23 protein-coding genes are annotated in these 25,471 nt (G+C 72.2%); 9 read left to right on the forward strand and 14 right to left on the reverse strand.

Going from position 1 to position 25,471, the window contains the following annotated elements; all coding sequences use genetic code 11:
• Positions 1-5: 5 nt before the first annotated feature.
• The gene (locus tag AF335_RS20725) at positions 6-1,055 is read right to left on the reverse strand and encodes an iron-siderophore ABC transporter substrate-binding protein (RefSeq protein WP_244927110.1); all 1,050 of its coding nucleotides are present in this window, start codon (positions 1,053-1,055) and stop codon (positions 6-8) included.
• Between the two features lie 278 nt (positions 1,056-1,333).
• Here AF335_RS20725 and AF335_RS20730 point away from each other — a divergent pair, with 278 nt between their 5' ends.
• From AF335_RS20730 to AF335_RS20740, 3 genes are all read left to right on the forward strand, one after another.
• The gene (locus AF335_RS20730) at positions 1,334-2,281 is read left to right on the forward strand and encodes a methionyl-tRNA formyltransferase (RefSeq protein WP_102919918.1); all 948 of its coding nucleotides are present in this window, start codon (positions 1,334-1,336) and stop codon (positions 2,279-2,281) included.
• A gap of 103 nt (positions 2,282-2,384) precedes the next feature.
• Positions 2,385-2,606 carry a hypothetical protein gene (locus tag AF335_RS20735; RefSeq protein WP_102919919.1) on the forward strand — a complete coding sequence of 74 codons (222 nt, stop codon included), beginning with the start codon at positions 2,385-2,387 and terminating at the stop codon, positions 2,604-2,606.
• Positions 2,607-2,706: 100 nt separating this feature from the next.
• A complete protein-coding gene (locus tag AF335_RS20740) occupies positions 2,707-3,288 on the forward strand; it encodes a GNAT family N-acetyltransferase (protein WP_244927111.1) in 582 nt (193 codons plus the stop codon).
• A gap of 194 nt (positions 3,289-3,482) precedes the next feature.
• On the opposite strand, the gene AF335_RS20745 is transcribed toward AF335_RS20740, so the two are convergent.
• The 10 genes from AF335_RS20745 to AF335_RS20790 form a co-directional block, all read right to left on the reverse strand.
• On the reverse strand, positions 3,483-4,850 hold the full coding sequence (locus tag AF335_RS20745; protein ID WP_102919920.1) for a lysine N(6)-hydroxylase/L-ornithine N(5)-oxygenase family protein: 1,368 nt from the start codon (positions 4,848-4,850) through the stop codon (positions 3,483-3,485).
• Positions 4,851-5,067: 217 nt separating this feature from the next.
• Entirely contained in the window at positions 5,068-6,219 is a 1,152-nt protein-coding gene (gene argJ / locus AF335_RS20750; protein WP_102919921.1) for a bifunctional glutamate N-acetyltransferase/amino-acid acetyltransferase ArgJ, read from the reverse strand.
• Positions 6,220-6,281: 62 nt separating this feature from the next.
• Positions 6,282-7,337: a Rieske 2Fe-2S domain-containing protein gene (locus AF335_RS20755; RefSeq protein WP_102919922.1), complete on the reverse strand. Its 1,056-nt coding sequence runs from the start codon at positions 7,335-7,337 to the stop codon at positions 6,282-6,284.
• Between the two features lie 101 nt (positions 7,338-7,438).
• Positions 7,439-8,488, reverse strand: coding sequence for a terpene synthase family protein (locus tag AF335_RS20760; RefSeq protein ID WP_102919923.1), 1,050 nt, complete (start codon positions 8,486-8,488; stop codon positions 7,439-7,441).
• 112 nt (positions 8,489-8,600) lie between these two features.
• Positions 8,601-9,353: a polyprenyl diphosphate synthase gene (uppS, locus tag AF335_RS20765; protein ID WP_102919924.1), complete on the reverse strand. Its 753-nt coding sequence runs from the start codon at positions 9,351-9,353 to the stop codon at positions 8,601-8,603.
• A gap of 459 nt (positions 9,354-9,812) precedes the next feature.
• Positions 9,813-10,415, reverse strand: a complete 603-nt coding sequence (locus tag AF335_RS20770) for a DUF4360 domain-containing protein (protein ID WP_102920115.1) — start codon at positions 10,413-10,415, stop codon at positions 9,813-9,815.
• A 301-nt stretch (positions 10,416-10,716) separates the two neighbouring features.
• Positions 10,717-11,361 carry a DUF4360 domain-containing protein gene (locus AF335_RS20775; RefSeq protein WP_102919925.1) on the reverse strand — a complete coding sequence of 215 codons (645 nt, stop codon included), beginning with the start codon at positions 11,359-11,361 and terminating at the stop codon, positions 10,717-10,719.
• A gap of 237 nt (positions 11,362-11,598) precedes the next feature.
• The gene (locus AF335_RS20780) at positions 11,599-14,868 is read right to left on the reverse strand and encodes a DUF3376 domain-containing protein (RefSeq protein ID WP_102919926.1); all 3,270 of its coding nucleotides are present in this window, start codon (positions 14,866-14,868) and stop codon (positions 11,599-11,601) included.
• A gap of 336 nt (positions 14,869-15,204) precedes the next feature.
• Complete coding sequence (locus AF335_RS20785; RefSeq protein ID WP_102919927.1) at positions 15,205-16,152, reverse strand: MurR/RpiR family transcriptional regulator; 948 nt, start codon at positions 16,150-16,152, stop codon at positions 15,205-15,207.
• Between the two features lie 134 nt (positions 16,153-16,286).
• Positions 16,287-16,733, reverse strand: coding sequence for a nitroreductase family deazaflavin-dependent oxidoreductase (locus AF335_RS20790; RefSeq protein ID WP_102920116.1), 447 nt, complete (start codon positions 16,731-16,733; stop codon positions 16,287-16,289).
• A 144-nt stretch (positions 16,734-16,877) separates the two neighbouring features.
• Here AF335_RS20790 and AF335_RS20795 point away from each other — a divergent pair, with 144 nt between their 5' ends.
• Entirely contained in the window at positions 16,878-17,861 is a 984-nt protein-coding gene (locus tag AF335_RS20795) for a GntR family transcriptional regulator (protein ID WP_102919928.1), read from the forward strand.
• Between the two features lie 39 nt (positions 17,862-17,900).
• On the opposite strand, the gene AF335_RS20800 is transcribed toward AF335_RS20795, so the two are convergent.
• The 3 genes from AF335_RS20800 to AF335_RS20810 all read right to left on the reverse strand — a co-directional run bounded on the left by AF335_RS20800 (position 17,901) and on the right by AF335_RS20810 (position 21,361).
• A complete protein-coding gene (locus AF335_RS20800; protein WP_102919929.1) occupies positions 17,901-18,608 on the reverse strand; it encodes a dioxygenase family protein in 708 nt (235 codons plus the stop codon).
• Positions 18,609-18,646: 38 nt separating this feature from the next.
• Complete coding sequence (locus AF335_RS20805) at positions 18,647-19,588, reverse strand: helix-turn-helix domain-containing protein (RefSeq protein ID WP_102919930.1); 942 nt, start codon at positions 19,586-19,588, stop codon at positions 18,647-18,649.
• Positions 19,589-19,987: 399 nt separating this feature from the next.
• Positions 19,988-21,361, reverse strand: coding sequence for an NsdA family TPR-like regulatory protein (locus AF335_RS20810; protein WP_102919931.1), 1,374 nt, complete (start codon positions 21,359-21,361; stop codon positions 19,988-19,990).
• Positions 21,362-21,550: 189 nt separating this feature from the next.
• Here AF335_RS20810 and AF335_RS33840 point away from each other — a divergent pair, with 189 nt between their 5' ends.
• The 5 genes from AF335_RS33840 to AF335_RS20830 all read left to right on the forward strand — a co-directional run bounded on the left by AF335_RS33840 (position 21,551) and on the right by AF335_RS20830 (position 25,413).
• Positions 21,551-21,679 (forward strand): lasso RiPP family leader peptide-containing protein, encoded by a 129-nt coding sequence (locus AF335_RS33840; RefSeq protein WP_107503490.1) that lies wholly within the window; start codon positions 21,551-21,553, stop codon positions 21,677-21,679.
• Between the two features lie 98 nt (positions 21,680-21,777).
• Positions 21,778-23,607, forward strand: coding sequence for an albusnodin/ikarugamycin family macrolactam cyclase (locus AF335_RS20815; RefSeq protein WP_260421973.1), 1,830 nt, complete (start codon positions 21,778-21,780; stop codon positions 23,605-23,607).
• Positions 23,591-23,881 (forward strand): PqqD family peptide modification chaperone, encoded by a 291-nt coding sequence (locus tag AF335_RS20820; RefSeq protein WP_102919933.1) that lies wholly within the window; start codon positions 23,591-23,593, stop codon positions 23,879-23,881. The genes AF335_RS20815 and AF335_RS20820 overlap by 17 nt, the downstream gene beginning before the upstream one ends.
• Before the next feature lie 5 nt (positions 23,882-23,886).
• Positions 23,887-24,300, forward strand: a complete 414-nt coding sequence (locus AF335_RS20825; RefSeq protein WP_107503491.1) for a lasso peptide biosynthesis B2 protein — start codon at positions 23,887-23,889, stop codon at positions 24,298-24,300.
• A gap of 93 nt (positions 24,301-24,393) precedes the next feature.
• Entirely contained in the window at positions 24,394-25,413 is a 1,020-nt protein-coding gene (locus AF335_RS20830; protein ID WP_102919934.1) for a protein-L-isoaspartate O-methyltransferase family protein, read from the forward strand.
• Positions 25,414-25,471: the final 58 nt, after the last annotated feature.

Here is a 25,471-nt window from a genome sequence, read left to right on the forward strand (position 1 = left end):
GAGCGTCAGTTCTTGGCGGCCGTCAGCAACGGCACGATCTCGTCGATGGCGTAGGGGATGGAGAGCACGGTGTTGAAGGAGAACGCGGCGCCGACGTCGGGGCCCTCGTAGGGGACGAACAGATCCCGCTTCTCCTCGGAGACCTTCAGCTTCTTGTAGAACGGCTCGCCCTTGATGCGGTCGTTGGCCTGGGTGCTGGAGGTGACCCAGACGAGCCGGTCGGCGTCGAGCACGTCCAGCTTCTCGGCGCTCAGTTCGGCGACGTTCCAGCCGGGCTTGGCCAGCTTGTCGATCTCGGGCTTGAGCTTGAAGCCGAGCTCGGAGAAGAAGATCGCCTTGGGGTCACCCTTGGTGAACGCGGAGTACTTGCCGGCCTCGAAGCTGTCGGCCACCGTGAGGGTCTGCTTCGCGAACTCGGGGTGCTTGTCGCGGACGGCCTTGAAGCGCGCGCCGATGTCCGCGATCTTCTTCTCGGCCTCGGCCTCCTTGCCCAGGGCCTTGCCGATCTGACGGGTCGACACCTGCCAGGGCGCCATGTAGTCGGCGTGGCCCTTCGGCTGGGCGACCACCGGGACGCCCATCTTCTTCAGCGTCTCGTACTGCTCCTTCTTCATGCCCGAGTACTGGGCGACGACCAGGTCCGGCTTAAGGCCGGCGATCTTCTCCATGTTGTACTCGTCACGTTCGCCCACGACCGTCGGCGGCTGCGATCCCCAGAGCTCCTTGGCCCACGGCCACTTGCCGTACGGCTTCTCCTTGAACCAGTCGACCGAGCCGACCGGCTTGACGCCGAGTGCCAGCACCGCGTCCTGGTCGGACAGTCCGAGGGTGACGACCCTCTTCGGCGCCTTCTTGATCTCCGTGCTGCCGTACTTGTGCTCGACGGTGACGGGGAAGGCGCCGCCGGAGGAGCCGCCCTTGGCGGCGGAGTCCTCCTCCTTCCCGGAGTCGCCACCGCCGCAGGCGGTCAGGGTCAGTGCGGCGGCGAGGGCCACGGCCACGGGGGGCAGTTTGCCGAGGAGCTTCTTCGGCAGGGGACGGGAACCGTTGGACACAGGGGTCCCTTTCACATTCAAGGGGCAGGGCCGGCGGACCGGTCGAGCGAGACCGCGGCCGGGCAGGGGGGCGCAGCGGACCGCACGGATCCGCGGAAGGTCCCGGAAGGCGTGCGGTGACGTCGACACGAGAGAACTTAGGCAAACCTAACCTAAGTCGAGAGCCCCTGTCGACGGGGGTGTGCGGTCATCTCGAAGGGAGGTCCCCGTCGTTGCGAGGTTAGGCAAGGCTTGCTTTACTTGCGAGCGATCAAGCCACCGCTCCAAGGAGGAACCCCATGCGGGTCGTCATGTTCGGCTATCAGACCTGGGGGCATCGCACCCTTCAGGCGCTCCTCGACTCCGAGCACGAAGTGGCCCTGGTCGTGACGCACCCCAAGAGCGAGCACGCGTACGAGAAGATCTGGAACGACTCCGTCGCCGACCTCGCCGAGGAACACGGCGTGCCCGTCCTGATCCGCAACCGCCCCGACGACGAGGAGCTGTTCGCCCGGCTGAAGGAAGCCGACCCGGACGTCATCGTCGCGACCAACTGGCGCACCTGGATCCCGGAGCGCATCTTCAACCTGCCGCGGCACGGCACGCTCAACGTGCACGACTCGCTGCTGCCCGCCTACGCCGGCTTCTCCCCGCTGATCTGGGCGCTCATCAACGGCGAGAAGGAGGTGGGGGTCACCGCGCACATGATGGACGAGGTCCTCGACGCGGGCGACATCGTGCTCCAGCGCGCGGTCCCGGTGGGCCCGAGGGACACCACGACCGACCTGTTCCACAAGACGCTGGAGCTGTTCGGCCCCCTCACCGTCGACGGCCTGGACCTCATCGCCTCCGGCCGCACCGACTGGGTCAAGCAGGACCGCAGCAAGGCCAGTTTCTTCCACAAGCGCTCCACCGAGGACATCCGGATCGACTGGAACTGGCCCGCCGAGGTGCTGGACCGCCTGGTACGGGCCCAGTCGGCGCCGTACCCGAGCGCCTTCACCCACCACCGCGGCAAGCGCCTGGAGATAGTGGCCGCGAGGGTGTCCGAGGGCCGCTACGGCGGTACGCCCGGCCGTGTCTTCTACCGGGAGGGCGACGCGGTGGTGATCGTCGCGGGCGCCGACGCCCGGACCGGCCGCAACCACGGGCTGGCCGTCGAGCGGGTCCGCACCGAAGACGGCCAGGAGCTGTCCGCCGCCGACTACTTCACCACGATGGGCGGCTACCTCACCGACCGCCCCTGAGCACGGGACACCGGCCCGCACTCCGCCACGGCGGGTGCGGGCCCGCCCGTTCCGCGCACCTCCCGGCGGCGGCCCGGTGCGCGGGAGAACGGAAAGGCCGCACATGAACACGCACGACGACGAGGTGCGGCGGTACGCGCACCTGTGGTCGGACTCCCCGCACCGGTGGGTCATCTGGCACGCCGTCGACGGGACCATGGTGTTCGACACCGTCACCAACTGTCCGGAGTCCATCGACGACGGGCCCGCCCTGCGCGGGGTCCTGCGCAGGATGCGCGAGGCGGGCGCGCCCGAGACGAACGACTATCCGGGCGGCCCCTGCTGAGACGCGCTCTCCGACACCCCCACCCAGCCGGGTCGGGGCCCCGCCGCGCCGCCGGGCGTGAGCGGCGTGCCCTCGCGACCGGAACGAGGAAAGGACCACCGTGGCCGCGGCGCACTGCCGGACAGCCGGATCCCCCGCCGGCGAGCCGACCCTCGCACCCCCTTCCGTACGGATGGCGGACGCCACCGACGCGGCCGGGCTGTACGCGCTGTCGGAGCCGTTCATGCGCTCCGGCGCGCTGCTGTGGCGGACGCCCGAGTCGTACGCGAGGACGGCCCGGGAATTCCTCGTGGCCGAGGACGGCGACGGGGTCCTGGAGGGCTGTGTGGCCCTGCGCACCTACCCGGGGGACGCGCGGACACCGGTCGGGATGCCGGCGGTGCTCCACAACTTCTGTGTACGCGCGGGCCGTCAGCGGCGCGGGGTGGGGTCGCGGCTGCTGGCCGCGCTGCTGCGGGAGGCCGCCGCGCGGTCGGTCGGCGAGGTGTTCGCGGCGACCACCGGTGGCGGCGAGGCGTTCGTCCGCAGCGGCTTCCGGGAGGCCGACGCCGGGCGGGCGCCCCGGGCCTGGGCGGTGTCCCTGGACCCCGGCCGTAACTCACGGGTCTTCGCCCGCGCCCTGACCGCGCCCTTCACCGCCGGCGCGGTGACCCGGCCGCGGGCGGGCGGCTACGGCGGCTGACGGCCGACGCCTCGGAGCGCCCATCCGGTCCATGACCGGGTGGGCGCTTCCGTGTTCCGTGCGGCGGGGGGGATCCGACGCGCCTGCCCCGGGCCGATTCGCGCTTGTTCCACCCACCACGGCGCCACAGCCCTCCCGGTGGAAGACCGGGAGGGCTGTGGCGCACTGTGATGACCGGGATCGGCCGGTTGGGGTCAGCCGAGTGGTACGGCCGCCAATTCGGCGGCCATGACGTCCTGTTCGGTGCGGCGCAGGAGAAGCGAGTCGCGGATCTCGCCGGAACGTATGGCGAGGGTGGAGAGGAGGGTGGAGGTGATGCCGTGGGTGTGTTCGGTGGTGCCGCCCTGGATGTAGATGCCGGCGTGGATGCGGTCGGTGGTCATGATCCGGTGGTCGCGGTCTACGCGGAGGCGGTCGTTGTCGTCGGTGAGGAATTCGGTGGCGAGGTCGCCGAAGAGTTCGCGGGGGTCGGTGGGCTGGTAGCCGGTGGCGAGTACTACGGCGTCGCAGTCGAGGGTGTAGGTCTCGTCGCCGGTCAGTGGGCGGATGACGGCGCGGGCGCCGCCGGGGATGTCTTCGACGGCGGTGAGGCGGGTGGTGTTGAGGATGCGCAGTCGTTGGTGGCCGTGGACTTTTTCCTGGTAGGTGGTGCGGTAGAGGTGTTCGATGAGGTCGCCGTCGACGACGGAGTAGTTGGTGTTGGCGTGGTAGGTGAGCAGGGTTCGTTTGAGGTCTTCGGGGGCGTCGTAGAAGTGGTCTACGGCGGTGGGGTCGAAGATGCGGTTGGCGAAGGGGCTGTCGTCGGCGGGGCTGTAGCCGTAGCGGGAGAAGACCGCGCAGACTTCGGAGTCGGGGAAGGTGCGGTGCAGGTATTCGGCGGTCTCCGCGGCGGACTGCCCGGCACCCACCACCACGAAGCGACGGTGCGGACGGACCGTCAATTCGGGTGCGCGGAACAGCAGATCGCGGTTGTGCCAGACGCGGGAACCCAGGCTGACGCCGTCGGGGACGCGCGGGGTGAGCCCGGTGCCGAGCACGACGTTGCGGGCGCGCCGGACGGTCTCGCCGGACGGCCCCTCCACGGCGCGGTGGACGACGTCCACGGCCTCCACGGTCCCGTCGTCGCCCGTCACCGGGCGCACGGCGGCGACGGTGCGCCCGTAGCCGACGGACCGGTCGAACCGTGCGGCGCACCACTCGAAGTAGTCGTGGAACTCGATCCGGGTGGGGTAGAAGGTCTTCTGGTTGATGAAGTCCGCGAGCCGGCCGCGCTCCTGAAGGTAGTGGAGGAAGGAGAACCGGCTGCCGGGGTCCCGCATGGTGACCAGGTCCTTGAGGAACGACACCTGCATGGTGGCACCTTCGAGCAGCATCCCCCGGTGCCAGCCGAAGCGCTCCTGGCGCTCCACGAACGCGGCGCGCAGCGGGCTGCCGGGGTGCTCGCGGTTGTGGCCGTCGATCGCGATGGCGAGGGCCAGATTGGCGGGGCCGAAGCCTATGCCGACCAGATCGTCGATGGGGCCGCCGCCCGTGAGTGCGGTGTCCCCGCGCCGTGCCGACATGCTCGTCCTTTCGCTGTGCCACCCGGCCCCACAGAGCTTCGCTGGGCAGCGCAAGAAGTTGATGTTTAGGTAAGCCTAACCTAACTTTCCGATCGGCTGATGTGTCAAGTCCCCGGTGTGGAAGCCTTCGTGCCGGGTCCGGCACGAAGGCATGCCGGACCGGCCCGGGACGGAAGCCCCGGGCCGAGGCGTCGGCAAGAGCCGGCGGCCCCCGCTGTCAGGAGCTGTACGCGCTGTTCTCGTGCACGTACTCGGCGGTCAGGTCGTTGGCCCAGATCACGGCCGCCTCCTGACCCGCCGCCAGATCGGCGGTGACGCACACCTCCCGGCCCCGCATGTCGACGAGTTCGCGGTCGTCGCCGATGGAGCCGTCGCGGCAGACCCAGACGTCGTTGATGGCCACGTTGAGCCGGTCCGGGTCGAAGACCGCGGAGGTCGTGCCGATCGCGGACAGCACCCGCCCCCAGTTCGGGTCCTCACCATGGATCGCGCACTTCAGCAGATTGTTCCGCGCCAAAGAACGCCCCACCTCCACCGCGTCGTCCTCGGTCGCGGCGTTGACCACCTCGATACGGATGTCCTTGGAGGCACCCTCCGCGTCCCCGATCAACTGCCGTGCCAGATCGTCACAGACCACCCGCACCGCCTCCGCGAACCCACCCCCGTCCGGCACGACCCCCGAGGCGCCGGAGGCCAGCAGGAGCACGGTGTCGTTGGTGGACATACAGCCGTCGGAGTCGATCCTGTCGAACGTCGTACGCGCCGAAGCCCGCAACGCCGCGTCGAGGTCGGGGGCGTCGAGGTCGGCGTCGGTGGTCAGGACCACCAGCATCGTCGCCAGGCCGGGGGCGAGCATGCCCGCGCCCTTCGCCATCCCGCCCACCGTCCACCCCTCACCCTCGTACACGGCGGTCTTGTGGACGGTGTCGGTGGTCTTGATGGCGACGGCGGCCTCCTCGCCGCCGTGCGGGGACAGTCCGGCCGCGGCCTTCTCGATCCCCGGCAGGAGCCGGTCCATCGGCAGGTACACACCGATCAGCCCGGTGGAGGCCACCGCGACCTCCCCCGCGCTGTGCCCGAGGACCTCGGCGGCCTTCTCGGCGGTGGCGTGGGTGTCCTGGAAACCGCGCGGCCCGGTACAGGCGTTGGCCCCGCCCGAGTTGAGGACGACCGCGGAGACCGCCCCGCCCTTGACCACCTGCTCCGACCACAGGACGGGGGCAGCCTTGACCCGATTGGCGGTGAAGACACCGGCCGCGGACCGCCGCGGCCCCTCGTTCACCACCAGAGCGAGATCGGGGTTGCCGCTCTCCTTGATCCCGGCGGCGATGCCCGCCGCCGTGAAACCCTTCGCTGCCGTGACGCTCATGGAGCCGCTCCCGAGATGTCGCTGTCCCACCACCCCCCAACGAGGGCTTAGCTTAGGCTAACCTAACTTTTAATGGTGATCACATCGTGTCCCATGGGGTCCGGCCCGGTCGCGTAGAACTGCCGCGCCCAGTTCCGGTAGGCGCCGATGGGGCCGTCGCCGCTGTTGAGCCTGGGATGCGGCACATACGCCTTGTGGTGGAAGACGACCAGGTCGGCCCGGGTGTCGTACCGTGTCCAGCGGTTCATCCCGGAGCTCCCGGCGCGCTCGGCGGCACGGCGGACCGGCGCCGGGAGGCGCGGTGCGGGATCCATGACCAGGTTCGCCGCGAGCAGGTACCGGATGCGGCCGGGCGCGACGGGCGTGGGCAGCATCCACTGGGCCGCGCGGATCCGGTAGCGGGGCACCTCGATGAGGATCAGCGCGGCGCCGAGCCCGAGCAGCCGGAAGTCGACCTCCTGAACCGAGGGGAGCAAGGAGGAGAAGAGCGGCAGGGTGCGGCGGACCGTGAACGTCATGGTGTAGAACGGCCCGTCGTCCTTGGGCGCCGACACCACGTCGAGGTGCTCCACGCCGTGGAGCTCCTTGACGTGCCCGTAGTCGACGAAGTTCTCCATCACGTCCTGCGGGTGCCCGGCCAGCTCCACCGCGCAGGAGGCGCGCGGGCGGGCCAGGGCGGGCAGCTCCGGCAGCTCCCAGCCGGGCGGGGCGCCGTCGGCGTGGTGCCACACCCAGACGATGCCGTACGCCTCCTTCGCCGGCAGCACGTCCAGGGACGCCTTCGGCGGCGCCCCGTAGGGCGTGCGGGCGCAGGTGCCGTCCACCGCGAAGGCGAACCGGTGGAAGGGGCACACCAGGAGTTCGCCGTCGACGCCGCCCCCGGCGCCCAGGTGGGCGCCGAGGTGCGGGCAGTACGGCCGGGTGGCCCGCAGGGCGCCGGAACGGGTGCGGTAGACGACGACGTCCGCCCCCATGAAGGGCAGGGTGCGGACGGCGCCCGGCGCCCATTCCCGCGAGAGCCCCACGCAGAACCAGCCCGTGGGGTACGGAAGGGCCGCCGGGAACGCCTCGTCCGCCGGGCGGGCACGGTGCAGGGGTTTGTACGCGCGCACTCGCATGTCACTCTCCAACTCGGGAAGGCCGGACGGGAGGCGCCGCTCCGCTCCACGCGGGGAGGCCGTCGTTCCCTGTGCTGTGCGTCCTCACGCGCCGCACGCGCTCATGTGCTTCCCGGTACGAGGAAGCTCGTCGTGCGGCGGTACCGCAGCGTGTTCTCCTGCCAGCGGAAGTAGCCGGAGATGGCCTCCTCCAGCACGCGCACCCCGCGCAGGACGGCGTCCTTGGCCCGGGAGTGCGGGTCGGCCGGGAGGTCCACCAGCTCGCGCAGGCGCTCCGCGACCCGGACGAAGTCCCGTAACCGCTGCTCCACCATGTGCCCGGCCTGCTCGACGGCGTCGTCCAGCGACAGGCCGCGGGCCTCGCGCAGCACCAGGACCAGGTTGTGGGGGTTGCGGTAGTGCAGGTCCTTGCGGACGGTGAAGGTGTCGTTGGACCAGAGCCACACCTCACTGGCGAAGGCGCGGAGTTCGCCGTAGAGGCCGTACCGCAGGGAGTCGGGGACCTCGGCGCCCTGGAGGCCCTCCATCATGTCGATGCTGGAGCGCGTCGCGCCGTTCACCCGGCGCAGCCGCAGATACGAGTCGAGGTCGGGGATCCGCTCCGCGGCCCGGTTGGCCGTCTCGTCGGCCATGGCCCGTAAGTAGACGCGGACCGACGCCGGGAAGCGCCGGCGCGCGGTCTCGGGGGCGCGGGCGTGGAAGGTCCCCCACAGGTCGGCGAGCGCACGGGCGATCGGGAGGGCCGGCTCCGCCACCGCCCGTCCCGGCGGTCCGGCCAGGGCGCGGTCGACCTGGGCCAGCGCGGCCTCGAAGGCCGCCGGGTCACGGCCGAGCGGGCCGTCGTCGAAGACGTCGTCCCACAGGAACAGCCAGATGATCCACTGCGCCATGAGCACCGCGCCGTCGCGGTCGGCGCGCGGGCAGTACAGGGCGGAGAACATGCCGCAGCCCATGTCGGCGAGCCGCTGGGCGGCCGCGGGCGTACGGTCCAGGCCGAACGCGTGGGCCCAGCGCAGGGCGGCCGCCTCCGCGTGGGCGTGGTGGGGTCCCAGGACCACCGGGAACGGCGCGGCGTACCGCGGCGCCCGGTAACCGGCGAGGGCGGCCCGGTCGTTCTCGGACGACTCGGAGAACAGCGACGGCCTGGGCATCGCTCCCCTTTCCACCGGCGTGCGGCCGGGATTCGGCCGGTCTTCCACCGGGCCGGACGGGACAGGACGGGGCGGTGCGGTGCGGTGCGGGACACACGCGTCCCGGTGGCGGCTACAGGCCCAGGCGGCGTCGGCGGGTGCGGTAGTGCCCCAGCGCCTTGTCGAACTCGCCCTTGTCGAACTCCGGCCAGTGGACGGGGCAGAAGTAGAACTCCGAGTAGACGGTCTGCCAGGGCATGAAGCCGGACAGCCGCTGCTCCCCCGAGGTGCGGATCACCAGGTCGGGGTCGGGCTGGCCGGATGTGTCCAGGTAGTGGTCGAACTCCTCGGGCCGGATCCCGTCGGCCAGGACGGGCAGGGTGCCCGCCTCCCGGTGGGCGAGGATGAGGTTCCGCACGGCCCGCGTGATCTCGTCGCGGCCGCCGTAGGCGACGGCGATGTTGACGACCGGATCGGAGCGGTGCCCCGACCGGTGGGCCAGCCGGACCAGCCCGTCGGCGAGCGGGGCGGGCAGGACCTCCGGGGCGCCGATGATGCGGATGCGCCAGTGGCCGGTGGCCGCTATCTGCTCGGCGATGCTCATGATGACGCACAGGAGGTCGGTCAGTTCACCGTGCGGCCGCCGGAGGTTCTCGATCGACAGCGGCCAGAGGGTGACGGTCTCGATCTCATGGGCGTTCCGGCACCAGGAGAGCAGGTCCAGGACCCGCTGCCCGCCGCGCTGGTACCCGGCGAGGATGGGCAGGCCGCGGTCGTGGGCCCAGCGCCGGTTGCCGTCCAGTATCACGGCCAGGTGGCGGAGTAGGGGCTGACCGCTCGCCACGGGAGACACAAGGGTGTCGCCGCTACCGGTGGTGAGGCTCATGGGCAACTCCTGGCCTGGCTCGGCGGAAGAGGTCCTTGGCGCCGGGAGCGGGTGCTGCCCGGCGCCGGGGTTGCTCCTGTGACGCGCGCTCTTGCCTCGGGTCCGGCCGGCCGCCCTTCGGCGAGGCCGGTGGCCGTGGGGATTTCCCTCCGTACCTCTGCTGATCCGTGACACGTACCGATCCGCGCCGCCGGCCGGACGCCCGGGCGTTCGCGGCGCGCGCCGGTACCCCCGCCGTTCCCCGGGAAAAGGGCAGGCGGACAAGCGGCGCCTCCTGCCATGCTCCCCTGCCGCCCGCCGTTCGCGAAGGCGCGCGGAACCAGCGCTAGACGCGTACCCGCTTCTACGAAGTGCGCGGTGGTGCAACCCTCTTGAGGTGCAGCCGTCCGTACGCCAGAGCAACGACCGGGTGTCGAGGAGTGGCCACCGGGCACGGTGGGCCCACCGCGCCGAGCCGGCTTACGTCGCGGGGCACGGCTTCCAGGCGAAGTGGTAAAGGGTGTTGATGCTGCCGTCCGTGGAGTCCATCGCCATGAAGCTGTTGGTCCTGGCCGGGTCGGAGGTGCCCGCGTCCACCCGCAGCTCGGTGTTGATGTTGAAGTACCGCGCGGCCCCGCACGGCGCGTAGATCAGCGCGTCGATCTCCGTGCTGTCGGAGGTCTGCCAGCCGTCGTTGAGCGGGCCGGTGAACGGGTGGTTCATATAGGCCGTCTGCGACATGCCCTGGAAGTAGTAGGTGGCCCGCTGGAGGGCGGTGGCCCCCTTCTCCAGGTGGGCGAAACCGCGGTAGTCGGCCTTGGCTATGGCGTAGGTGAAGCCTTGGGGGACATGGACGTTCAGGCTGAGCTGACAGTTCTTCCGGGCGTCCGTCGGCTTGGAACCGATGCCCACCTGTGCGATGTAGTTGCTGTACGAGACGGTAAAGGCCGTATTGTCCGGCGAGACGGCCACATGGGCGGTCCCGGTGGGACAGCCCGAGCCGTTCACGGACACCACATCGATCACGATCTTGTCCGGTGGAGGCACTCCGTCCGTGGCGGCGGCGCCCGGTGACGCCGCCATGACGAGCAGCAGCGCGACCGCGCCGCCGGCGGCCAACGGCCTCGCGAGCGCTCCGCGCGGCTTCCCGCCGGCCGGTCTGAGGCCCGCTCCGCGCTCCCGCCCGAACTCCGGTCCGAACATGGGGATCCCTCCCACCGATCACGCCCCGTCGGGGCATCTGATGTGCTCATGCCACCATCAGTTACCGGGTGTGTACAGAACAGGTTGAGCCGATGCCACGGTGCCCGGTGGTCCGCCCTCGGGGCGGACCACCGGGCACAAGCGTGACGTTCCCCGCCGTGCGCGCCCTGGGGGCAGCCGGTCAGGGGCACTCCTTCCAGGAGAAGTGGTAGAGCGTGTTGACGCTGCCGTCCGTGGAGTCCATCGCCATGAAGCTGTTGGTCGTGGCGGGATCGGAGGTGCCGGCGCTGACCCGCAGCTCGGTGTTGACGTTGAGGATGCGCTGGGCGCCGCACGGGGCGTAGACGAGGGCGTCGGCCGCCGTCACGTCGGTGGTACGCCAGTTGTCACTGACCGGACCGCTGAAGCGGTGCGTCACGGACGTCGTCTGTGACATGCCCTGGAAGTAGTAGCTGGCCTTCTCCAGGCCCGTGGCCCCCCTCTCCAGGTGGGCGAAGCCCCGGTAGTCGGCCTTGGCTATCGCGTAGGTGTACCCCTGCGGGACGTGGACGTTCAGGCCGAGCTGACAGTTCTTCCGGAAGTCCGTCGGCCGGGAGCCGACGCCGACCTGCGCGAGGTAGTCGCTGTAGGTCACGGTGAACGCCGTGTTGTCACCGGCGACCGCCACCGCGGCCGTCCCGGCCGGGCAGCCCGAGCCGTTGACCGCCACCACGTCGATCACGACCTTGTCCGGCGGAGGCGTCCCGTCGGCGGCCGCCGACGGTGAGAACGATGCGGCCACCACCAGCGCCACGGCCGCGCCACCGATCATCACCGGTCTGAACATGGGGTTCCCTCCCACGACTCTGCGGATTCGCTCCGCCTGTCCTTGCCACCACGAAAATAGGGCATGTACAAGTCAAGTCAAGCCACCCGGAACCCCTAAGACCGCGCGGGATCCGGGCAGTTGTACGGCGGCCCACCGTCGGGATCCGGCCAGTCGACCGATATCCGGGAACGGCCTGTTCCGCGACGTGCGCGGAGCACCCGTGCGCGGCCGCCGGTCCGAGCGCCCCCGGCCGTTCTACGCCGGGTCGGGCGACCTGCGATCCTCGGGCCCGGGGGCGGCCGCCGCGACGTCCGGGCCGGGGCAGAGGCCCCCGGTGTCCGGGACTTCGTTCGGCTCCCGCGCGCCGGGGTCGCCCTCCGGGAAGAAGAAGGTGAGGGCGAGCGCCCCCACGGCGAGGACCCCGTAGAGCACCGCGAAGGCCACCCAGGCGGGCAGCGGGTGCCCGGCGGCCTGCACGACGCCCGCTCCCACGCCGGCCACCACCGGGGTGACGACGCTGACCCGCCGGACGCCGACCCCCGCGACCAGGGAGGCAGCCACGGCGCCGCCGTAACCGAGCGCGGTGACGAGGAAGACGCCCGGAGTGCCCAGGTCCGTCTTCTGGTGGTCCAGCCACCCGTAGCCCGCCACGAGTCCCGCGCCCAGCGGGAGCAGGAAGCCGGGCAGCAGCGCGCGGTGACCCTTCGCCAGGTGGTGCAGGCAGAGGCCCGTGGCGGCCAGCGAGGCGCCGACGAGGACGGTGAGGTGGGCGGGGAAGGAGAACCAGACCCCGGTGCCGGCCGTGACGGCGAACCAGGCGCACACGGCCGCCGCGAGCGCCGCGGACGGGGCGACGAGGGACAGGACGAGCGGCAGGCACACCAGCGGCCCGCAGAGCTCCATGAGCCCCCGGGCCGCACGGGTGCGCGGCCGCTCCCCCGAGGGCTGGAGGGCCCGCCAGGCGACGAGGCCCAGCCGCAGTGCGGCACGGCGCGGCGCGGGCCGGCGGACGAGTTCGCCGATCGGCTCGGCACCGACGTCGACGAGGGGGACCAGCCGCTCGTCGAGGGGCCGGTCGTCCGGCGGCGCCGGCGGCTCGGGGGCGTCGGCGCCGGTGAGGGGCTCGTCGCGCCCCTCCTCCTGGAGCCTTTCGACCAGCGGGAGTTCCTCGTCGAGGATCCGCCGCTGGATCCGTTCGGTGACGGCGGCGCGCACCGGATCCCAGGGGCTGCCCGTGGGCGCGGGGGCCACCGGGGCGTCGAGCAGGCCGACGAGGGCCGGGTCGTCCGGGCCGGTGTAGAGCTTCTCCAGCCGCTCGTCCGTCGCGACGACGTCCACCAGCGAGGCGGCGGTGTCGAGCCGCCCCCAGGTCCAGTCGTTGAGCCGCCGGCGGACGCTCAGGAAGGAGGCGAAGTTGCCGAGCTCGTTACCGCTGAGCTTGGCGTCGACCAGGCTCTCCACGGGGGCGGGGAACGCCTCCCGGGTGGCCCAGCTGGAGTTGGCGGCCGAGACGGTGTGGAAGCGGATGCGGGTGGGTTCGCCCAGCGGGTCGGGGCGCAGGGGCCCGATGAGCACCTCGGCGGCGAGCAGGGCGTCCAGCACGGCCGCCGGCCCCCCGGCGGCACCCTGGAGCCCGCCGAAGCCCGGTACGGGCCGCCGCACGTCCGCCCCGATCTCACGGCCCAGGGCGGCCAGGCGCCGCCACACCGGCGCGTAGAGGTCCTCGGGCCAGTCGGAGTCCAGGTCGGCGGTCGCGGGGTTGGCGACGGCGACCGCGGCGGCCAGCCGGCCCGGCCACTCCTGCCAGCCGGCCACGTCCTCGGGGCCCGGTGTGCCCGCCTCGGCCAGCACCGCGGCCAGCCAGACGGTGGCCTCGCGGATCCTCCGGACGGGTTCCTCGCCGCACTCGCGGAAGCGCCGGAGCACGAGCCGGTCCCGGGCGGCGACCAGCGTGGCGACGGCCAGCCGGCAGGCGTACAGGCGCTCGCGGGCGGCCGGGGACACGGTCTGCCCGCTCTCCTCCGCCGCCTGGATCCCGTCGAAGAGCAGCCGTACGGCGCGGGCCAGGGGCAGCGGCGAGGTGCCGTACGCCCGTACGTCCGCGAGCGAACGGGGTTCCGTGGGGAGCGCGAGCCCGTCGGCCGCCTGGCGCAGGCGCTGGAGGCAGCGGGGGGACGACCCGCCGTCGAACGGGCCGGGCCCCATGGGCAGCGGCAGCGGGTCCGGGCCGGTGACCTCGGCCGGGTCCTCCAGGAGGCGGGCGAACCGGTCGGCCTCGGCGTGGCCGGCCAGCGACCGGTACCGTGCCAGGCGGCCGCGCCGGAGCGCCTCCTGTGCCCAGCCGCCGGCGGGCAGGGCGGCCACCGGGGCCAGGCGCCGTTCGGCGGCCGACTCGGCGGCGCGCAGGTCGGTCGCGTCCTCCCAGAGGGACTCGGATCCGGCCTTGATGGCCGCGGAGCGCCGGGCGAGCCGGAGCAGCCTCGTCATCCTGCGCCGCGGCCCGGCCTCCTCGGTGTCCGGGAGCGCGGGGGGTACGGGGGGTACGGGTTGCAGGTAGAGCAGCCAGCGGTCCACCGGCGCCCTCGCGGGCATGCCGGCGACGGCCCGTACGGCCCAGGCGACGGGGATGTTGTCCAGCAGGCCGCCGTCGACGAGTTCGAGGCGGCCGTCGGGCGCCTCGCCGTAGCCGGCCTCGCTGCTGACGGAGCTCATGTCGACGACGTCCGGCTCGTGCGGCGGCACCGTGCTGCCGGGGGCGCCGACGAAGGGCCGCGCGGGCTCGAAGGCGCCGGGGAACGACGAGCTCGCGCGGGCGGCGTAGGCGAGGCGGCGTACGGCGTCCTCGGGGGGCCAGGGGCCGACCGGACCGCCGAAGTCGGTGAGGAAGGCGGTGCCGGGCCGGTGCCGGAAGCGGAAGAACGCGCGGGCGCGCCCCACCTCCAGGGGCTGGCCGGTGGTGGGGCGCACCCAGTCCTGGCGGGGTGTGACCCGGGTGGCCGTGAGGATCAGGCGGAGGGGGCCGCCGCCGGGCCGGTCCGGGGGCTGTTTGCCGATCTCCGTCAGCAGGCTGTCGGCGAGCCGCCGGTAGAAGACCTCGTCGCCGCGGAGCAGGGAGTCCGGGACACCAGGGGGGTCCGGCGGGGGGTCCTCGTCCTGCGGGAGGCCCGGTACGCGCGGGGTGCCGGGGCTGCGGGTCAGGGTCTCCAGGTCGGCCAGGCGCAGCCACAGGCGCCGCATGTTGTCGCCGAACTCCATGCCGTAGGCCAGATGGCAGGCGAGCAGGGCGCCGTTGAGTCCGCCCGCGCTGGCGCCGGCGAGGACGTCGACGGTCACCTCGTCGTAGTGGCAGAGGTCCAGGAGCGCGCCGTATCCCTCGGCCCCCGGCGCGTCGGCCCCGCGCGCCCGGTCCCGGGCCGCCCTCCGCAGCGCGGCGATCTCGCGGCAGCCACCGCCCGTCCAGACGGCGAGGCTGACTCCGCCGCGCATGGCCACCGCGATCCGCAGCTCCTTGGGGACCTGATCCATGGGACCAGCCTGTACGCGGCGGCTCGGCGGCGCACTTCCTCGCCGCCCTTGAGGGGGTCGGGCTGTGGCCGGCGGTCCCGGCCCAGGGGGTAGACCGGGGCCGCCGGGGGCGTCCGAGGGGGCGGAGCGCCCGAACGGAACACCGGGGGCCGACGAGGAGGTGTCGTCCCTGGATGTTCGTCCGTGTCCCCGGCCGCCGCTTCAGGGGCCCGGGGTGCCCACGAAGTAAATATATTTACTGCCAAGTAAGCAAGTGCATGAAAAATTTCATGTGCATTTGGCCGGGAAAACTCTCCGGGACCGCCGGGGCGGACAAGGGCTCCGGCCGGCCCGGGGTCAGGGCTCCAGGAAGAAATCGTGCTGGTCCGCGGCCTGCTCGTACTTCTCCAGCCGGAGCTGGGTGCGCTCGGGGTCGGCGTCGGCCATCGCCTGGAGGAGGGCCGCGGAGAGGATCCCGGGAGCGGCGTACGAGTCGAAGACGAGGCGTGATCCGGTGCCGGCCGTGAGCGTCACATCGGCCTCCTCCACGAGCGGCCCCAGCGTCAGGTCCGTGATCAGCGCGACGCGCAGACCGGTGCTGCGCGCGGCCCGCACCGCGGCCAGGGTCTCCTTGGCGTGCCGGGGCATCGCGAAGGCGAGCACCCAGCTGCCGCCCGCCTCCCGGGACTGGAGCAGCGCGTCGTAGGCGACGCTGCCGCCCCGGGACACCAGGCGTACGTCCGGGTGGATCCGCCGGGCCGCGTAGGCGAAGTACTCCGCCAGGGACACGGAGATCCGCAGGCCCAGCACCGTCAGCGGCACCGACCTGGCGAGTTCGCGGCCGAGGGCGAGGACCTGGTCGGCGTCGGCGAACACGCGGCGCAGGTGCTCCAGGTTGGCGATCTCGGCGTCGACGGCCGCCTGCAGTTCGTTGCGCCGGGCCTCCTCCCGGGCGCCCGGGGAGCCGGCGACCGCGCGCAGCGCGATGGGCTGCAGCTCCTCCCGGAGGGCGGGGTACCCGCTGAACCCCAGGGAGGCCGCGAACCGGGTCACCGACGGCTGGCTGACGCCCACCCGGTCCGCGAGGTCCGTGATCGACAGGAACGCGGCCTCGGTGAGGTGGTCGGTGATGTACTGCGCGATGCGGCGTTGCGCGGGGGACAGCCGGTGGCCGCCGAACAGGGCGCGGACCTTCTCCGCGGCGGGCGGCTCCACCGCCGGCGACCGTGTGCCCGGCGTGATCGCGGACGCCTGCGCACGTGCCTGCTGCGACGCCTGCGCGCGTGCCTGCTGCCCTGATGGCACCGGCGTGCCTCCCTCCCGACCGATTTCCGCTCAACATAGCCCAACGCGCCGGGGTCGCCCGCCACGGGAGAACGGCACCCGGGCGACGGGGCCCCGGGCGCCCTCCCCCGGCGCCCGGCGCGCGGCCGGACCGGCTAGTGGGCCGCGGCGGCGGCCTCCAGGACGAAGACGGGGATCTCGCGCTCCGTCTTCGCCTGGTAGTCGGCGTAGTCCGGGAAGGCCGCGACCGCGCGCCGCCACCACAGCGCCTTCTCCTCGCCGGCCAACTCCCGGGCCGTCATGTCCTGCCGCACCGGACCGTCCTGGAGCTCGGCCCGCGGGTCGGCGACGAGGTTGTGGTACCAGACCGGGTGCTTGGGCGCACCGCCCTGTGAGGCGACCACGGCGTACGCGCCGTCGTGCTCGACCCGCATCAGGGGCGTCTTGCGGATCTTCCCGCTCCTGGCGCCCCGCGTCGTGAGGATCACGACGGGCAGCCCCCGCATCGTGGTCCCCTCGGTGCCGCCCGATCCCTCGAACAGCTCGACCTGCTCCCGCACCCACCCCGTCGGGCTGGGCTCGTACTCACCCTCAAGAGGCATGTCCGTCCCTTTCGTCTCGTCGGAGAGCGCGCGTCGGTACTCCCCGACCATGACCTACCCTCGGTGCCACCGCAATCACACACGTATATGTCAGCCACACTCGACGCGGGCGGCTCCGGGCGAGCGGGTCAGCCGTCCAGCGCGATGCCGTTCGCCGAAAAAATCGTTCCGCCGTACGCGCGCATCGCCGCCGAGCTCCGGCGGCGGATCGCGGACGGTGCACTCGCCCCCGGCGACCGCGTCCCGTCGACCCGGCGGATCGCCCAGGAGTGGAACGTCGCGCTCGCCACCGCCGCCAAGGTCCTGACCACCCTGCGGCAGGAGGGACTCGCCGAGGCCCGGCCACGGGTCGGCACCGTGGTCGCCGGGCCGGGCGGCGGCCCCGCGCGTACGGCCCCGGGCGGACCCGCTCGTACACCGGAGAAGGCCGCACCCGCGCACGACCGGGAGCTGACCCGCGAGCGCGTCGTGCGCGCCGCCGTCGAACTCGCCGACTCCGAGGGCCTGGCCGCCCTGGCCATGCGCGGGGTCGCGGCGAGACTCGGCGTCGCCGCCATGTCGCCGTACCGCCATGTGAACAGCAAGGAGGACCTGGTGTTCCTCATGGCCGACGCGGTGCTCGCCAAGGCGGTGTACCCCCAGGGCGCCCCGGCCGGCCGGCGGAGCCGGCTGGAACTGGGCGCGCGCACGCTCTGGGAGCTGCACCGCGCCCACCCCTGGCTCGCGCAGATCGGACCCCTCACCCGCCCGCTGGCCGTCCCCTCGCTGATCGCCTACTCCGAGTGGATGCTCGCCGCCCTCGACGGCCACGGCCTCGCCCCGGCGACCATGCTCGACCTCAACACGCTGCTCTACAGCTATATCCAGGGCACCGCCGTCCACCTGGAGCGGGAGGCCCGGGCGGCGGGGGCCACCGGGCTGACGGGCGAGCAGTGGGTGGACTCCCAGGCCGCCGCCTACGGCGCGCTCGTCGCCTCCGGCCGGTTCCCGACGTTCGCCAAGGTGCTCGGATCGCTCGGCGAGGAGGGGTACGACCTGCGCATCGACGCGATGTTCGAGCTCGGCCTCACCTCGATGCTCGACGGCCTGACGGCGCTCGTCGAGGGCGCGGGGCGGACCCGGCCGTAGGGCTCCCGGGGTGTGGGGCCCCCGGGAGCCGCCGGCGCCCTACCCTCCGCGCCGGTCCGGGGTGACGACGAAGTCGAAGGTCGCCTGCTTGGCCGACCCGGCCTGGCGGACGTTCATCAGCAGCGCCGCGTCGAAGAGCGGGTCGGTGTTGTTGCGGGGCTCGCCCGGGAAGTAGAGCTGGGTGGTGAGGATGCGGCCGCCGGGGGCCTGGACCTTGACGTGGAGATGCCTGGTGCGGCCGGGGTAGAGCCCCGGCACGACGGTCGTCAGCGTGAACGCCCCGCGCACGTCCGTGTACTGATGCCCTCTCATCCGGTACGTCCGGTTGTCGTACGCGCCCGCGTCGTCCGCCTGCCAGAAGTCCAGCAGGGCGTGCGCGACCGGTTGGCAGGTGAGTCCGAAGACGAAGCCGGAGACCGTGAGCCGGGTGCCGCGGGTCCCCGGCTCCAGCAGGGAGGCGCGTTCCGGGGAGTTCGGCTTGAAGTACGGGCCCTCGATCTGCGGGGGCGTCGGGTCGTCACCGTCGTCACAGAACGGCGTGGGTTCCAGCGGCGCGTCCGAGGGCCGGTGGTCCCGCGCGAGGGCCACCCCGCCGCCGAGCAGCGCGGGCAGCGGCACCGCGACGAGCGCCGCCTTGAGCAGGGACTTCCGGCTGACCGGCCGCCGTGCCGCGGCCGCCACGCCCTCGATGCCGCCGGTGCCTTCGGTGCGGGCTATGCCGTCTTCGGCACCGTGCTGGTCCGTCATGATCCGCCTCCTGGGGGTGAGTTGGCTCGCTGACGAACCTAGGGACGCGGCCCGTGCGGATCGATGGACTCCGTTCGGTGAACGTGGTGATTCCCTCCTGCCGTCCGGCGGAAGTCCCCGGGGCTGACCCCGGTCTCGCGCCGGAAGAAGCGGCAGAAGTACGCGGGGTCCGCGAAGCCCACCCGGCGGGCCACCTGGCCGACGGTGAGGGCGGAACCGGTCAGCAGCCGCTTGGCCTCCAGGGTCCGCGTCGCGCGCACCAGCTCGCCGGGCGTCCGGCCGGTGGTCTGTTTGACGGCCTCGTTCAGATAGCCGACCGAGACGCCGAGCCGCGCGGCGTACGCCCCGACCGACCCCTCGGCCCCCGTGGTGGCGGTGAGCAGCAGACCGAACTCCCGGGAGACCGCGGCGGCCCGTCCCGTGCCGGGGCCGGGCGCGGTCGCACCGGGCAGGCGCAGCGCGCGCACGAGCAGGATGTGCAGATACGCCTCCAGCACGGAGGCGTATCCGTCCGCCTTGGCGCCGAACTCCCGCCCCATCGCCCGGACCAGCCGGCCGAGCCCCGCGGCGTCGTCCCCGCCCGGCCCCGGTGGCAGGTCCAGCCAGGGGCGCTCGCCGAGGGCGCGCAGGAGCTGCCGGTCGCCGGGGCGGGACAGCAGGAAGTCCTCGGTGAACAGCATCACCACGCCGCGCAGCCCGGAGACCCGCTCCCAGTAGTGCACCTGGCCGGGCAGGAGGAAGCACAGGTGCGGCGGGTCGAGCGGCCGGCGGACGAGGTCGACGACATGGGCGCCGGAGCCGCCGGTCACATGGACGATCTCGTAGAAGGTGTGCCGGTGCGGGTAGCCCGCCCGGGAATCGGGCCCGAAGACGTCGAAGGACCCCATGGCGAAGGGGGGTACCGACGGCCGGGGCACCCCCAGCCGGTGCAGCGGCACCGGGTCGGCCGCCGGTGCCCCAGCGCGTGTTCGCGTGTCCATGCCTGCCACGCCCCACCTCTTCGTCCGTTGTCGGTCGTCCGATGTGGTCCCGGATTCAAGCGCAGGGCGTGGGTCACCGCCAGAAAGGTATGAGCCGATCGCGGGTGCCGACGGCGGGGGGGTACCCGCCCCAGGAACGGGCCCTCACAGCGTCCACACCACCGAGCCCAGCAGGTCCGGCGATCCATCATCTCGCCCTGACCGGCCAACCGGATCATCTACTCCTCAAGACCGACAGAGCCCCTGGCCGAGACCGCTCCCGGCCGACGCACCTCGACAAGCTGATTCGATGAAGATTGGGACGCCGTACTGCAGAACGCCAAGATCACGCACCTACTCGCCAGGGCGCCGCGAGGTTCACTCAGAGGCCGCTCAAGGCCCAAAAACACGTCCTGATGTTCAGCGGTACGCGATGAGGAAGTCGCGTCCGCGTTCGTCGAGCTCGGCTGCGCATCTCAGGCCGCGAGCCCGGAAGCGGGTCAGGTCGCGGCGCATGTTTTTGACGGCTTTGCGGGTGCGGACGGAGGCGATTCCGTCCATGTGGTCCATGGCCCGGCCCCAGGTGGCGCATGCCTCCTCGATGGCACCTTGGCCGGCTTGGAGTTCGGCCTGGGCGACGAGGTCGAGGGCAATGATGCGCGCGTAGGTGCCCGGCGGCCGACTGGCAGCTGCGCGGGCGTATTGCTGGGCAGCGTTACGAGGGTCGCCCAGGGTGGCGAAGACCTTGGCCGTACGGGAGCGGACTGTGGCTTCCACCGGCCCCCAGGCAAGGGCCCAGAAGGGTGTGGGATCGCCCTTGACCGCATCGAGGCAGGCCCGCGCGCGCTCGACGGAGCGGACCGCTTGCTGACGCCGATTACTCTTGGCCAGGGCGTGTGCGTAAGTAATGTGGAAGAGGGCCTCGGTGGCGAGGTCGACGTGGCCTTTGGCTCTGTCCAAGCCGGTCTCGGCCAAGGCCAGGCAGTGTTCGGCGCGGTGGATCTTCATGCCCTGCTGAGACATGGTCCGCATCACGAATCCGTCGTGGCCGGAGATGCCTGACTCGGTGGCGAGCGTGTACGACTGCAAGTAGTACCGCTGTGCGAGCCCTTGCTCTCCGGCGTCATAGCTCTTCCACCCCGCCAGGTGCACGCCTGATGCGGCGGCGGAGAGCATCTGTCGGCGCGCGTCTTCGGTGCGAAAGCGCCCTCGGCACAGGGTGGCGACGTCGGACATCAGGTACTGCACCAGGGCTGAGCGGCCATGCTGCCCGCCGTGGAGCTCGTCCATGTCCGTGAAGACCCGCACCATGTCGCGCACGGCGGCGACTTCGGCGTTTCCTGCGATGGCGCCGCTGCGGGCGGCGGCGGCCCGGCCGGCGATGTCGTGGAGGTAGCCCAGCGGCAGGGCCGCGGCTGCGACGGAGTAGGCGGAGGAGGCGAGGAAGCGTCGTCGGTTCACGTCTGCCTTCCCGATCAGGGTCAGGGTCTCGACCGGGTCGGGACCGAGGGACAGTCCGATGCTGTCATCCTCCCCACGCCCTGTGGAAAGACCCAAGTGGTCCACAGTCACCAGGCGGCCCAGCAGCCGGGAGAGGGCTTCGGTGAGGTACCGGGGAGTATTCCCGGCGGGTTGGGCCCCGGAGATCCAGTGCTCGACGGTGGAGCGGTTGGTGCGTAAGACCTCACCCGATTCCGCCGCGACGATACGCACGACGTGCGCGATGGTTTCGTACGGCAGCCTCTTCTCGTCGATGAGGGCCTTGAGCTGCATGTTCGGCGTGCGCTTGGTCATGGCTAGCCTCGGTATACGCGATATACGTCTCCGCCAGGCCCACACGGTACCCCCCAACTCGCCCTCGCAGTTCACTGATTGAGCGCCCACAAGCGCGGTCCTTCCGGGTCGTTGAGAGGGCTGCATAACCCGTTGGCCGTGCGCCCATCAGATGGTGCACGGGACGGCGAAGTGACGAAGGAGGAAACGATGGAGATCACCCAGTCCCCGGCCTACACCGCGCCGGTCGTCCTGGACGCCGGAGCTGTCGCGGAGGTGACGCTCGGCAACCAGAACTTCGACACCGTCGACGACACCCAGTACAAGCAGGGCACCTGATCCACCTGCCGGGGCCGGGTGCGGTATTCGCCGCATTCGGCCCCGGGCCTTTGCAGGTCATGTCCGGTCTTGAGGACGAGGGAGTCGGGAGGCTCGCGATGCGGTGGTGCACGGGATGGGAGGGCGGTCCGGCCAGCCGGCAGCCCCAGGCGGGGCGGCCGGTGACTGCGCTGGGTGAGACGTGGACGGCCGGTTGGCCCGAAGGCCAGGTCCGCACGGCCGGGGTGGGGGCTGTTGTGCTGGCCGTGATCGGGGTGTGCGGGGCGAGCGACCGGCAGTTGGAGGAAGCCTTACCCGTCGTGCGGGCGCAGCAGTGGCGGGCGCTGACACGGTGGCCCGGCTCCTACCTGGTGGTGGCCCGCAGCGGCCCGACGCTGGCGGTGATCGGGGATCTGTCGGGGCAGCACCCGGTCTACTACCGGCGGGAGGCGGCCGGGACCTGGTGGGCGACCTCCGCCACGGCCCTCGCGGCGCTGGACGGGGCACCGGCCGATCCTGTCGCCCTCGCGGCGCACCTAGCGTTCGGCCAGCCCGACGTCCTGGCCTCCCGGAGCCTGTTCCGCACCGTGAACCGGGTGCCCACCGGACACCTGCTCCAGATCACCCCCGAAGGCGCCCGGACCGTTCGCTATGAGCCCGCCGAGTACGAGCCGGTGAGCCTGCGCGAGGCGGCGCCGACCGTGCGGGCGGCCCTGGCCGAAGCGGTCGCGGTCCGCATGGACGGTCGCCCGGTGAGCGCGGACCTCGCGGGCCTGGACTCCACCACGTTGGCCTGCTTGGCAGCCCGGCACCGGCCAGTGACAGTGGTGACGTTCGCTGATGAACGGCTGCGGGACGACGATCTCGCCTATGCGCAGCGGACGGCCGCCGTGATGCCCCAGCTGCGCCACCAGAAGGTGCCCGGTGCCACGGACACGGTCTACTACGCGGGGCTGGACGATGTGTCCGCCCTACCGTTCACCGACACACCGAACGCGTTCGCGGTCTCAGCGGCGGTCAAGCGAACTGTCCTGGACGCCGTGATCGCCCTCCAGACGGCGCCGGGCGTGCACCTGACGGGCGTCGCCGGAGATGGGCTGCTGTCCGCCTCCCCGTCGTACCTGGCTGATCTACTGCGGGAACGGCAGCGCCCGCGAGCCTGGCAGCACGCACAGGGGCACGCGCGGCTGCGGCAGACCTCCGTGTGGTCGGTGCTGGGTCGAGCCCGGCCCGCGGCCCGCATCGGGCTGGCGGGCGGCTGGCGTCAGGCCGCAGCTGAGCTGCGCGATACCCCGAGGCAGTGGGTGCCCCAAGTACGGCGTCCGATCGCGTGGACGCCGCTGCTGGCCACGGCCGACTGGATGAGCACCGACGTGCGCCACCAGCTCGCCGACGCCCTCACTACGGCGGCCGACGAGCTGAGGGAGCCGCCGGAGCGGCTGGCGGCGTGGATGGACAGCCAGGACCTCGCCCGGATCGGAGCGGACACCAGCGGCTGGCGCACGCTCGCCCTCGATGAGCACGGCATCGAGATCGCCGCCCCGTACCTGGACAACGAGGTCCGCAGGGCCTGCCTGGCCGTGCCGGCCGACCAGCGCGGGACGCCTGGACGGTACAAACCGTTGCTGGCCGAAGCCTTCGCGGGCACCGACGTGCTGCCTGACTTCGTTCTTGAGCGGGCCACCAAGGGCGGCTTCAACGCGCTTTCCTATGCCGGGCTCGTCCAGCACGCGCCCGCCCTCCGCCGCCTGCTCGGCCCGTCCTCCCGCCTGGGTGCCATGGGCCTGGTGACCGACGGGCCGGTGGGGGCAATGCTCGCCCGCGCGGCAGCCGGGCAGGCCACCGCCCAGGGCGCTCTGCATGTTGCGGTCGTGACGGAGGTATGGCTGCGGCAGCTCGAACACGCCGGGGCCTGGTGGGAGGTGACCGGCCGTGTGGCAGTTGCGTGAAGGCTCCCGCCCCGTCCTCACCGACGAAGGCGGAGCCATCCTGAACGAGCGGACCGGCCGCTGGACCTACCTCACGCCGACCGCCTCCGCAGCGGTGCTGTTCCTCCTCGCCAGCGGCGACCAGGGCCAAGCCTCCGAGCAGTACAGCGCCCTCTACCGCCTGAGCCCCGAGCAGGCCGCCGCCGACGTCCGCGCCGTCGCCGACGCCCTCACCACACAGGGCATCTCGAGGGAACTCGTGCCCCGGACCCGCAGGTGGGGGTGGTGGCGGTGACCACGATGGAGTCCTACTCCACCGTCCGCACAGGCCCCTTCCGCGACCGCCTGGCAGCAGCCCTGGGCCTCGCCCTGGCCCTGGTGCTCCTGGCCCTGCCCTTCCGCTACACCGTCCGCGCTGCCCGCCTCGCCCGCCGTGCCGGCCGCCGGGCGATAGCACCCGACCAAGCAGAGGCCCTGATCGCCACCGTCCGGCACACCGGCCGCCTCTGGCCGGTCCGGGCCGCATGCGCGGAAATCTCGCTCGGGTCGGTCCTGGCCGCAGCCCTCCTCGGCCGACGCCTCGACTGGTGCCTGGGGGTGCGATTCTCCCCGCCGCCCACCGAATACCACGCGTGGACAGCAATTCCCGGTGGCGGACCGGTTGGCGAATACACCGAGGCCGGGTGGCACCACTACGCCGCTCTCGTCATCTGAGCGCGTCAACTTGGCGCCTCGTTGACGCGTGTCCCTCACTCACTCGGAGCAGTTGAGGAACGCGTCCTGACCCTTCCACGAAGGAGTGAACCGATGACCCCTATCGCTGCCGCCGCTGAGAAAGTCCCCGAGCAGCACTACACCCACCACGAGGCCCGGGGCGCGACGATCCACCGGACAAACCCCGTCTTCATCCACCGGGAACTGGAAGCCCTCGACGTCCACATGGGCATGAACGTCGCCGAGGTCGGCACGGGCTCCGGCCTCTCCGGGGGCCTGCTCGCCGAACTCGTCGGACCGACCGGCATGGTCACCAGCCTGGACATCGACCCGTACCTGACGCGGTGGGCCAACCACATCCACGCCGAGCGCGGGGTCAGCAACATCCGCTGCTACGCCGTGGACGGCACCGCCGGCTACCCCGGCCGGGCCCCCTACGACCGCATGGTGGGCTGGTGTACGCCGCCGCTGCTGCCGAAGGCATGGGTGAACCAGGTCAAGGACGGCGGACTGATCGTGGCCACCCTGCCGATCGTGGCCGTGCCGAACCTGGCGATCGGTGCCGTGATCCGCGTCAGCGACGGACAGCCGCGCGTCGAGTCGGTCTTCCCCGGCTCCTACATCGAGACCGGATCCTCTCCTCGCAGCGACTTCTCGGTCCCGGCACGGTGGGTCGACTGGGAGAACCGCGTCCCGGCCACCTCATGGGTGTCGATCGCCTGGCGCGAGCAGGACGACTGGCAGAACTCCGGGGCACGTGGGGTCCTCGACCGCCTGCGGGAGCCCGGCCACACCGAGCAGTACGAGGGAGAAGAGATCAACTGGTCCAGCCTGCGCGTCTGGCTGGCCGCCACCGGCTCCCGGCTGACGATGACCGAGCTCAAAGCCGACGTCATCGGACTCGGGCACTCGACCCGCAACACCGCCGCCGTGATCCAGCAGGACGGCACGATCACCGCCGACGCGACCGACTCGGCCTCCCTGACCGTCCTGCGGGCCTGGCTCGCAGCGTGGGAGGACGCCGACCGCCCCACCCCCGACACCTTTACGGCGAGCCTGATCCCCGACATGGATGGCGACGTCTCCGGCTGGGACCTCCGGCTGGCCCGGTGAACTGACCGCTCCAACCCTCGGGGCGGCCCCATCCCCGGGGCCTCAACACGAGGCGACC

This window comes from Streptomyces eurocidicus (assembly GCF_002891295.1).
GTDB lineage: Bacteria > Actinomycetota > Actinomycetes > Streptomycetales > Streptomycetaceae > Streptomyces > Streptomyces eurocidicus.